The organism is Amycolatopsis echigonensis (genome assembly GCF_014174495.1).
GTDB classification, from domain to species: domain Bacteria; phylum Actinomycetota; class Actinomycetes; order Mycobacteriales; family Pseudonocardiaceae; genus Amycolatopsis; species Amycolatopsis echigonensis.
Map to the genome: position 1 here is coordinate 231,308 of NZ_JACJHR010000003.1, position 10,310 is coordinate 241,617.

A 10,310-nucleotide genomic window follows, 5' to 3' on the forward strand; every position below is an offset into this window, starting at 1 on the left:
TTATGCGTGGTCGTCTTCACCGAGCCGGTGGACGTGGATCAGGTTGGTCGAGCCGACGGTCCCGGGCGGGGAGCCGGCGACGATCACCACGAGGTCGCCGCGCTGGTACTTGCCCATTTCGAGCATCGCGTGGTCGACCTGCTGGATCATCTGGTCGGTCGAGTCCACCCTCGGCACGATCTGCGTCGTGGTGCCCCAGGTCAGCGCGAGCTGGCTGCGGACGCTCTGCTCCGGCGTGAACGCCATCAGCGGCAGCCGGGTGTGCAGCCGGGCGAGGCGGCGCACGGTGTCGCCGGACTGCGTGAACGCGACCAGCGCCTTGGCGTTGAGCCGTTCGCCGATGTCGCGGGCGGCGTAGGAGATCACGCCCCGCTTGGTGCGCGGAACGTGCGACAGCGGCGGCACGACCGGCGAATCCGTCTCGACGGCCTCGACGATCCGGCCCATGGTCTGGACCGTTTCGATCGGGTACCGGCCGACGCTCGTCTCGCCGGACAGCATCACCGCGTCCGCGCCGTCGAGGACCGCGTTCGCGACGTCGGACGCCTCGGCGCGGGTCGGGCGGGAGTTGTTGATCATCGACTCCAGCATCTGCGTGGCGACGATGACCGGCTTCGCGTTCTCGCGGCAGATCTGGATGGCGCGCTTCTGCACCAGCGGGACCTGCTCGAGCGGCAGTTCGACGCCGAGGTCGCCGCGGGCGACCATCACCGCGTCGAAGGCCAGCACGATGGCCTCGAGGTTGTAGACCGCCTCGGGCTTCTCGATCTTCGCGACGACCGGCAGCCGTCCCTTGCCGACGCGGTCCATGACCTGGTGCACGAGGTCGATGTCGGCGGGAGAGCGCACGAAGGACAGCGCGATGAAGTCGACGCCGAGGTGCAGCGCGAACTCCAGGTCCTCGATGTCCTTTTCGGACAGCGCGGGCACCGAGACGTCCATCCCGGGCAGCGACACGCCCTTGTTGTTGCTGACCGGGCCGCCCTCGGTCACCTCGCACACGACGTCCTGGCCCTCGACGTCCTTGACCACCAGGCCGACCTTGCCGTCGTCGACCAGCAGCCGGTCGCCCGGCTTGGCGTCCTTGGCGAGTCCCTTGTAGGTGGTGGAGACCCGGTCGTGGGTGCCGGCGACGTCCTCGACGGTGATCCGGACGACGTCCCCGGTGTGCCATTCCGCCGATCCGCTGGCGAACGTGCCCAGCCGGATCTTCGGTCCCTGCAGGTCGGCGAGGATCCCCACCGCCCGGCCGGTTTCGGCGGCCGCGGACCGGACCAGGTCGTAGACCTGCTTGTGGTCGCTGTGGCTGCCGTGGCTGAAGTTCATCCTCGCGACGTCCATTCCGGCGTCGACGAGTGCCCGCATCTTCTCCGGCGTGGAGGTCGCGGGACCCAATGTACAAACGATCTTCGCGCGTCGGCTCACGTCCGGAGAGCCTAGTCGCTCGGACGGCTCCCGTCTGTACCGATCCCGAAACTCCGGCCGAAGAACACGGGAAGGATTCAGTTCCGGCATCGGCGTGCGCTGCGCCGCGGTGCCGCTCCGCGCGTGCCGACGGGCCGGGGAATCACCCGGTCGGGGGAGGCCGGGTCAGCGGCGCGGCTGCTCGCTCGGCCCCACGTGGTCGCGGGCCCATTCGTTGAACTTCCGCAGCTGGCGCCACGATTTCCGGACCCGGTCCAGTGCCTCCCGCTCGTGCAGGAAGTCGTCCGGCTCCCAGACGCGCACGGCGTACACCGAACGGTGCCGCAGCAGGTCCAGGCGCGGATGGTCCTCGGCGAACCCGCGCGGTTTGGACTTCAGCCGGTCGCCGAGAATTTGCCAGCCCGCCTTGCGCAGGCTCGCCAGGATTTTCTCCAGCGCGGGCCCGTGCAGTTCGGTGTCGACCGCCGTGCGGTAGCGGGCCAGCTGGTCGGAAGCCAGGTGGAAGCAGCCGCCGCCGACGCGCAGCCCGGCCGGGCCCACCTCGACGTAATACGCTCCCCCGCCGCGGCCCGCCTCGATCACGCCGCCGCAGTGCGTCTTGTACGGCGTCTTGTCCTTGGCGAACCGGACGTCGCGGTACGGCCGGAACACCTTCGCCTCGCCGAAGCCCGCGCCGAACTCCGGCTCCAGTTCGGCCAGCAGCGCCTCCATCGGAGCCCGGACGTGCTCCTTGTAGATGGCCACGTGGTCGTCCCAGTAAGCCTTGGTGTTGTCCGCGAGCAGCCCGTCGTAGAACTCGACGGCGTGCTCCCCGAATCCGCTGAACTTCACCCGCAGCACGATAAACCGGGGCACCGACAGAATCGGCGCCCCGGCCGCGCTCACTTGGCGAGCGCCGTGATCAGCTCGCCGTTCGAGGTGTCGCCGGACAGCTCCCAGAAGAAGGTGCCGCCGAGGCCCTGGGACCTCGCGTACGCCGTCTTGCCCGCGATGGTCGACGGGGTGTCGTAGCTCCACCAGTTCGAACCGCACTTGGCGTACGCGGTGCCCGCGACGGTTCCGGTCGCCGGGCAGCTGGTCTTGAGGATCTTGTAGTCCTCGATGCCCTGTTCGTACTTGCCCGGAGCCGGTCCGGTCGCGGTGCCGCCCGGCGCGCTCTGGGTGACGCCGGTCCAGCCTCGGCCGTAGAAACCGATGCCCAGCAACAGTTTCGACGCCGGGACGCCCTTGCTCTTCAGCTTCTGGATGGCCGCGTCCGAGTAGAACCCTTGCGTTGGGAGTCCGTCGTACGAGGTCAGCGGCGAATGCGGCGCGGTCGGGCCTTGCGCGGCCCAGGCTCCGAAGTAGTCGTAGGTCATCACGTTGTACCAGTCGACGTACTGCGCGGCGCCCGCGTAGTCGGCGGCGTCGAGCTTGCCGCCGTTGCTGCCGTCCGCGGTGATCGCGGCGGTGACGAGCTTCGACGAGCCGAACTTCGCCCGCACTGCCGCGAGCAGCTTCTTCACCGCGTCGGGACCGCTCGTGTCGCAGCTCAGGCCGCACGCGTTCGGGTACTCCCAGTCGAGGTCGATGCCGTCGAACAGGCCGGCCCAGCGCTTGTCGTTGACGAGGTTGTAGCAGGAATCGGCGAAGGCTTGCGGGTTCTTGGCAGCCTGCCCGAAGCCGCCGGACCAGGTCCAGCCGCCGAACGACCAGATGATCTTCAGCCCGGGGTGCTTGGCCTTCAGCTTCTTGAGCTGGTTGAAACTGCCCGCGAGCGGCTGGTCCCAGGTGTCGGCGACGCCGTCGACGCTGCCCGCCGCGTCGTAGGTCTTCTGGTAGTCGGCCCACGCGTCGCCGATCGCGCAGCCGCCGCCGGTGACGTTGCCGAAGGCGTAGTTGAGGTGCGTGAGCTTGGTCGCGGACCCGGACGTCTCGATGTTCTTCACGTGGTAGTTGCGGTCGTAGACGCCCCAGTCGGTGAAGTAGCCGACCACCTTCCCGGACGCGGCCTCCGTTCTCGCCGGGGCGGCCGCCGAAGCGGCGGGGACGAGCGCGGCCGCGGCGGCGAACGCCGCGGTCGCGAGTCCGGCCAAGGCCAGGAGGCGTTTTCTGCGCAAGCGAAGCATCGTTGCTCCCTTCAGGAGTCACCGTCCGTGACGAAGCGGTAACGGTGGGGACGACTGCACCGTAAGTGGACTAGACCACCAGGTCAATGGTTTAGACCATAAACCGGACAATCGGCGGTACGCGCATTCCTTGACAGGCATATGCCCCGCGAGGCAGATTTCCGGGGTGATGCAGACCTTCGACGTGCTGGCCGAACCCCGCCGCCGCGCGCTGCTGGACCTGCTGCTCGAGGGCGAGCGGTCGGTCGGCGAACTGGTGGCCGAACTGCGGCTCAGCCAGCCCGCCGTGTCCAAGCACCTGCGCGTCCTGCGCGAGGCGGGACTGGTGACCGTGCGGGTGTCCGCGCAGCGCCGCTGCTACCGGCTGCGGCCCGAACCGCTGGCCGAAGTGGACGCGTGGCTCGCGCCCTACCGGCAGTTCTGGGAGAACCGGCTCGACGCGCTCGAACAGCGGCTGGACGAAACCGAATGAGGAGCACGCCGTGATCCGAGTGGACGGCCGGACCCTGCGGTGCGCCGACGTGGTCGCGGCGGCGCACACCGAGGGCCCGCTGGCGATCGACGTGTCCATCGCGGCGATGCGCGCCGCCGAGCATTCGTGGAAGCTCGCCGAGGACCTGAGCACCCGGCGCGTGGTCTACGGGCGCACCACCGGCGTCGGCGCGAACAAGGACGACGCGGTGGACGAGCCCGCCGAACACGGCCTTCGCTTGCTGCGCAGCCACGCCGGCGGCAGCGGCGACCTGCTGCCGGACGGCCAGATCCGCGCGATGCTGCTGATCCGGCTCAACCAGCTGCTGGCCGGTCGGTCCGGGATCAGCCCGGAGCTGATCGGCGCGCTCGCCGAAGCCGTTCGCAGCGGAGCCCTGCCCGTGGTGCACCGGCTGGGCGCGATCGGCACCGGCGACCTCGCGCCACTCGCGGAAACCGCGCTCGCGTTGGCCGGAGAACGCGAGTGGGCAATCGGTGCGGTGCCACCGGTTCCCGTGCACGCGGGTGATGCGCTCGCGTTCATGAGCAGCAACGCCGCGACGCTCGCCGAAGCGACGCTCGCCGCGATGAGCCTGGACACGCTCACCCGCGCGAGCCACGCCGTCGCCGCACTCACGTACGTGGCTCTCGACGGCAACCCCGAGGCGTACGCGACGCCTGTGCACGAAGCACGTCCGCACGCCGGGCAGGTGGCGTGCGCGGCCGAGATGCGTCGGCTGTTGGGCATGCACGGCACGCCTAAGCCGGGGCGTCGGCTTCAGGATCCCTTCGGGCTGCGCGCTTTTCCCCAGGTGCAAGGTCCCGCGCTGGACGCGATTCACTATCTGCGCGACGTTCTCGCCGTGGAGATCAATGCCAGCACGGAGAATCCGATGATCTCCACGGTGCACGGCGACGCCTACCATCACGCGCACTTCCACACCGCGTACGTCTCGACTGCACTCGACCAAGCCCGTGCGACGGTGCATCAAGTCGCGGAGCTGTCGGTGGCTCGGTTGGGCGACTTGGTGGAACCGGAATTCACTGGCTTGCGGCCGTTTCTCGCGGTGGGTCCGCCGGGGAGTTCCGGGGTGATGATCCTGGAGTACGTGGCGCACGACGCGCTGACCGAACTACGGCAGGCGGCGTTGCCCGCGACGCTCGGGACCGCAGTCGTGTCGCGCGGGATCGAGGACCACGCGAGCTTCTCGACCCAGGCAGCGCGAGCCGCCACCGCGGCGGCGGCTGCTTACCGGCAGGTGCTGGCGTGCGAACTGGTGGCGGCGGTGCGGGCGTTGCGGATCCGGAAGGCGGAGCTGGTGGATTTGCCGGTCCGAGCTGCTTTCACGGCGGCGGTGGAGGTGCTGGACGAGCGGTTCGAGGACCGGCCGCTGACGGAAGACATCGCGAAAGCGGCTGGAGTGCTGGACAAACTGGCGCGGATCTGACTGGCCACTCGTGCCCGGGCCGCGGGCTCCGTTCACCTGGACCGTCACGACGGCACCGGTGGGCATGCTGACCGCGCCGTTCACCACCGACTACGACTACGGGTTCGGCGCGTTCGCGCACTTCACGATCACCAACGGCGGGGCGTCGGCGGCGAACGGCTGGACTCTGTCGTTCGACCTGCCCTCGAACGAGTCGCTGTCGACGACGAATCCGGGCACCGCGTCCGGGTCCACCGGGCACGTCGTGATCACCGGCCAGGACAGCATCCCGGCGGGCGGCAGCCTCCCCGTGCAGCAGATCTACCAGGTGTCGGGCGGCACGTTCACCGCTCCGGCCAACGTTTCCGTTTCCTGACCACCCGGCAGTCGCCGTGCCGCGGCCGATCCGCGGCACGGCGGCTCAGTCCAAGCAGAACTCGTTGCCCTCGACGTCCTGCATCGGAATGCAGGACTCGTTCACGCCGTCAGCGCGCAGCACCTGGACGATCGACGCGCCCAGCGCGACCAGCCGCTCGGCCTCGGCTTCCAGGGCCGCCAGCCGCTCGTCGCCGACGAGGCCGGTACCCGCGCGCACGTCGAGATGGACCCGGTTCTTCACGACGCGGCCTTCGGGCACGCGCTGGAAGTACAGCCGAGGGCCGACGCCGTTGGGGTCGACGCAGGCCGCCCACGCACCCTGTTCCTCGGGCGGCAGGGAACGGTCGAACTCGGCCCAGTCGGCGAACCCTTCCGGCGGTGGCGGTTCGACGTACCCCAGCGCCTCGCACCAGAAGCGGGCGACGCGCGCGGGTTCCGCGCAGTCGAAAGTGACCTGGAATTGCTTGACCGACCCCATGCGCTCACCTTACCGGCGGGCGGCGGCGAGTGCCGGATCTTTTCCGGCGGCGAGGTCGTCCGGGGCGAAAACCGGGACGGGGATATCCGGGCCGATGCCGGTGCCGTCGTACGTGCGGCCATGCGGGTCGAGGTACTCCTCGTTCGGCAACGCCACCTTCCAGCCCGGCTTCGGCAGCGTCCGCTCCAGCAGGTCCGAAAAAGCGCCCTGAGTGGACTGTCCGATCAGGACTGGCCGCGGATGCCGGTTCAGCAGCGCCTGCAGGAAGGTCTCCCCGGCGGAGACGTCCAGGCTGCCGGTCAGGACGGTCAGCGGACCGGTGTAGTGCGGCGCCGCGGCGGGCTGCACGAAGAACGGCTGCGGCACGGTGAACTTCGCCGGGTCGTCGGGGTCGTTGCGGGCGCGTTTGGCGTAGGCGAAATGCGGGATGTCGGTCAGCCGGGCGGCAACCTGCAGGCCGAGCGGATCGTCCCCGCCGCCGTTGACGCGCAGGTCGAGGATCAAGCCGCGCAGCGTGTGCACCCGATCGACGGTGAAAGTCTCGTCCAGCGCTTTCGCCAGGACCTTGCTGCTCGCGACGAAGGTGTCGGCGTAGTCGTGGAATCCGCTGATGCGCAGGTATCCGCGCCCCTCCGGCAAATCCGCGTAGGCGATCGCTCCATCGGCCCACCGCTGAATCGGTGCGCCGAGGTTCGCGTCGGCTACCGCGATCGCGCGCGGGACGGTCGTTTTCAGATCCGGAGTGCCGGGCCGGGGCGAAGAGCAATGCCGACCGGACGCCAGCAGGCCGGCATGAGCGTCGTGCAGCGGACGGATCAGTCCACATAGGACGCCGAAGAGCCGTTCCGGATGTGCGGCGACCTCGCGGCGGGCAGCGTCCCCTTCGGACTTCCAGTCGACGCCTTTCGCGCCGAAAAACGGGTAGTTCTCCGCAAAGCTGTGCCAGAAAACGTCGAACAGGTCCGCGGGCGAATCCCGGCACGCGGGCGGCACTCCGCCGGGAACGCGACGCAACGACCGCACGCCCAAGTTGTCGTCGAAACTCATCCGGCCCGGCCGCACAGTGACGACCGAGCCTTCGTTCGTGGAAAACCTTGTGCCGTCGCCAGTTCCGGAAAGGGCGCCGGGCAAGCAGCTGACCTCGGTGACGTCGTAGGTCGTCAGCTTGCCGCCGGACACCTGGATCAGCTGCCCGTATCCGTCGGTCCGCCACATACCGTCCACAGTGGAGGGTGGCACCGCGGTCACCGAGAGCATCGTCAAGCCCGCCAGGAAGATTCGCACGAGCCCGACGATAGAAAAAGCCGGGGACGCACGGAATACCGCGCGCCCCCGGCGCTGTGGTGGGGGTGCCCCCACCTGAGACTCAGCCGAAGAAGACTTCGGCTTCCTGGTACCGCTCCAGCGGAACGGTCTTCAGCTCGGCCGTCGCCTCGGACAGCTTCACGCGGACGATGTCGGTGCCCTTGAGCGCCACCATCACGCCGAAGTCGCCGTCGGCGACCGCGTCGACCGCGTGCAGGCCGAAGCGCGTCGCGAGGACCCGGTCGTACGCGGTCGGGGTGCCGCCGCGCTGGACGTGGCCGAGCACGACCGCACGGGATTCCTTGCCGGTGCGCTCGGAGATCTCGTCGGCCAGCCAGTTGCCGATGCCGCCGAGCCGGACGTGCCCGAAGGCGTCCTTCTCGCCGGTCAGCAGCTTCTCCTCGCCGCCCTCGGGCAGCGCGCCCTCGGCCACGACGATGATCGGCGCGTACTCCTTTTCGAAGCGCTGCTCGACCCACTGCACGACCTGGTCGACGGAGAACTGCCGCTCCGGCACCAGGATCACGCTCGCGCCGCCGGCGAGGCCGGAGTGCAGCGCGATCCAGCCCGCGTGCCGTCCCATGACCTCGATGACGAGTGCGCGGTGGTGCGATTCGGCCGTGGTGTGCAGCCGGTCGATCGCCTCGGTGGCGATGGAGACCGCGGTGTCGAAGCCGAACGTGTAGTCGGTGGCCCCGAGGTCGTTGTCGATCGTCTTGGGCACGCCGACGACGCCGATGCCGTCGTCGGTCAGCCGCTTGGCGACGCCGAGGGTGTCCTCGCCGCCGATCGCGATCAGCGCGTCGACGCCCTGGTCGGCGAGCACCTTGCGGATCTGGTCGACGCCGCCGTCGACCTTGTACGGGTTCGTCCGCGACGACCGCAGGATGGTGCCCCCGCGGGTGAGGATGTCCTCGACGTCGGCGAGGCCGAGCGGCCGGCTGTCGCCGGTCAGCGGGCCCTGCCAGCCGTTGCGGAAGCCGACGAACTCCCAGCCGTGCACCTCGATGCCCTTGCGGACCACCGCGCGGATGACCGCGTTCAGGCCGGGGCAGTCGCCGCCCCCCGTCAGCACACCGACTCGCATTCTGTTGCCTCCGTCTTCCTCGCAGGGAGAGTCCAGTCACAGTCCTCGGACAGCGTAGCGGTTTTCATCTGGATCGGTGCAGGGCGGACCACCTGCCGAATCGGTCCTGGCCAGAGGTCTCCCGGCGGTGTGTTACCGTGGCGGTGTGCAGCGCTATTTCTGGTTTACGAAGCCGGCCCCGGGTGGGCACGGCGGCGTGAACCTGCGCTGACCTCCACCCGAGCCGGATCTCGAACCGGCTCGGCGAGTCCCCCGCGGGTCGGTGTCCACCAGGAAGGAACCACCCGCTCATGAACACCCGCCTCGCCGCCGCCCCCGCCGACGCGAGCACGCTGGACAACCGCCGCACCACGTCGGTCAGTCCCCTGATCTCGCCCGCCCTGCTGCGCGAAGACCATCCCGTGGACGCCGCGGTCGCCAAGGTGGTGCAAACCGGCCGCACGGAAACGGTCGACATCCTCGACGGCCGCGACGACCGTCTCGCCGTGATCGTCGGCCCGTGCTCGGTCCACGACCCGGAAGCCGCCCTCGACTACGCCCGCCGCCTGGCCGCCAAGGCCGAATCGCTGCGCGAAGACCTGCACATCGTGATGCGGGTGTACTTCGAAAAGCCGCGCACCACGCTGGGCTGGAAGGGCCTGATCAACGACCCGGACCTGGACGGCACCTTCGCGGTCAACAAGGGCCTGCGCCTGGCCCGGAAACTGCTGCTGGACGTCTCCGGGCTGGGCCTTCCGGTCGGCTGCGAATTCCTGGACCCGATCACCCCGCAGTTCATCGCCGACATCGTCACCTGGGGCTCGATCGGCGCCCGCACGGCGGCCAGCCAGGTCCACCGGCAGCTGTGCAGCGCCCTGTCCATGCCGGTCGGCATCAAGAACTCGACCGAAGGCGACATCCAGGTAGCCGTGGACGCGACCCGCGCCGCAGCGGCTTCGCACGTCTTCCCCGGCATCAACGTGGACGGCCTGGCAGCCCTCGTGACGACCTCCGGAAACCCGGACTGCCACGTAATCCTGCGCGGCAGCTCCGCGGGCCCGAACTACGACTCGGCGACGGTCGAGGAAACCCTCGCGCGCCTGGCCAAATCCGGGCTCCCGGAGCGCCTGGTCGTGGACGCGAGCCACGGCAACAGCAACAAGGACCACGTCCGCCAAGCCGAAGTCGTGCAAGACCTGGCCGCCCGGATCGCTTCGGGAGAACGCGGAATCGCCGGGCTGATGCTGGAAAGCAACCTGGTCGCCGGACGCCAGGACCTGGTGCTGGGCCGCTCGACGGAGCTGACCTACGGCCAGTCGATCACCGACGCCTGCATGGACTGGGACACGACCGACGACCTGCTGGACACCCTCGCCGCCGCCGTCCGCACCCGCCGCTGACCGGACCCCGCACACCCTTCCCGCGCGCCGTGAAGGGCCCCTTCACGGACTTAGATTCCCTCAAGGAGCCCTTCACGGACCACCCAACCGCAGCCGGCGCAGCCGATGCGGCTTGGGCACGCGCCGGGCGCGGGGCGCGCCCCGCGCACCCAACGACCATCGGGCCGAAACCCACCGCCCAGCCGCCACCAGCGCACCCACCCAGCCAAGCACCCACCGCCACCAGCGCACCCACCCAGCCAAGCACCCACC

11 protein-coding genes are annotated in these 10,310 nt (G+C 69.6%); 4 read left to right on the forward strand and 7 right to left on the reverse strand.

Annotated elements, in window-relative coordinates:
* From pyk to H5411_RS04010, 3 genes are all read right to left on the reverse strand, one after another.
* Positions 1-1,425 (reverse strand): pyruvate kinase, encoded by a 1,425-nt coding sequence (gene pyk / locus H5411_RS04000; RefSeq protein ID WP_101434793.1) that lies wholly within the window; start codon positions 1,423-1,425, stop codon positions 1-3.
* A gap of 165 nt (positions 1,426-1,590) precedes the next feature.
* Positions 1,591-2,256, reverse strand: coding sequence for a DUF2461 domain-containing protein (locus H5411_RS04005; RefSeq protein ID WP_101440672.1), 666 nt, complete (start codon positions 2,254-2,256; stop codon positions 1,591-1,593).
* Between the two features lie 50 nt (positions 2,257-2,306).
* Entirely contained in the window at positions 2,307-3,533 is a 1,227-nt protein-coding gene (locus H5411_RS04010) for a glycoside hydrolase family 18 protein (protein ID WP_183122983.1), read from the reverse strand.
* Between the two features lie 166 nt (positions 3,534-3,699).
* On the opposite strand from H5411_RS04010, the gene H5411_RS04015 reads away from it, so the two are divergent.
* Genes H5411_RS04015 through H5411_RS04025 form a run of 3 tightly spaced genes read left to right on the forward strand, consistent with a single transcriptional unit; the run spans position 3,700 to position 5,807 of the window.
* Positions 3,700-4,005: an ArsR/SmtB family transcription factor gene (locus H5411_RS04015; protein WP_101434795.1), complete on the forward strand. Its 306-nt coding sequence runs from the start codon at positions 3,700-3,702 to the stop codon at positions 4,003-4,005.
* Between the two features lie 10 nt (positions 4,006-4,015).
* A complete protein-coding gene (locus H5411_RS04020; protein ID WP_183122984.1) occupies positions 4,016-5,452 on the forward strand; it encodes an aromatic amino acid ammonia-lyase in 1,437 nt (478 codons plus the stop codon).
* Positions 5,453-5,462: 10 nt separating this feature from the next.
* The gene (locus H5411_RS04025) at positions 5,463-5,807 is read left to right on the forward strand and encodes a cellulose binding domain-containing protein (protein WP_183122985.1); all 345 of its coding nucleotides are present in this window, start codon (positions 5,463-5,465) and stop codon (positions 5,805-5,807) included.
* Between the two features lie 45 nt (positions 5,808-5,852).
* On the opposite strand, the gene H5411_RS04030 is transcribed toward H5411_RS04025, so the two are convergent.
* The 3 genes from H5411_RS04030 to H5411_RS04040 all read right to left on the reverse strand — a co-directional run bounded on the left by H5411_RS04030 (position 5,853) and on the right by H5411_RS04040 (position 8,679).
* The gene (locus tag H5411_RS04030) at positions 5,853-6,287 is read right to left on the reverse strand and encodes a VOC family protein (RefSeq protein WP_101434799.1); all 435 of its coding nucleotides are present in this window, start codon (positions 6,285-6,287) and stop codon (positions 5,853-5,855) included.
* A 9-nt stretch (positions 6,288-6,296) separates the two neighbouring features.
* Positions 6,297-7,571, reverse strand: coding sequence for a S41 family peptidase (locus H5411_RS04035; protein ID WP_312877521.1), 1,275 nt, complete (start codon positions 7,569-7,571; stop codon positions 6,297-6,299).
* Positions 7,572-7,653: 82 nt separating this feature from the next.
* Entirely contained in the window at positions 7,654-8,679 is a 1,026-nt protein-coding gene (locus H5411_RS04040) for a 6-phosphofructokinase (protein ID WP_101434800.1), read from the reverse strand.
* A gap of 290 nt (positions 8,680-8,969) precedes the next feature.
* On the opposite strand from H5411_RS04040, the gene H5411_RS04045 reads away from it, so the two are divergent.
* Positions 8,970-10,058 carry a 3-deoxy-7-phosphoheptulonate synthase gene (locus H5411_RS04045; RefSeq protein ID WP_183122986.1) on the forward strand — a complete coding sequence of 363 codons (1,089 nt, stop codon included), beginning with the start codon at positions 8,970-8,972 and terminating at the stop codon, positions 10,056-10,058.
* Positions 10,059-10,130: 72 nt separating this feature from the next.
* Here H5411_RS04045 and H5411_RS46900 read toward each other — a convergent pair.
* Positions 10,131-10,310, reverse strand: a 180-nt coding sequence (locus H5411_RS46900; protein WP_220816460.1) for a hypothetical protein, incomplete at its 5' end; no start/stop codon positions are given.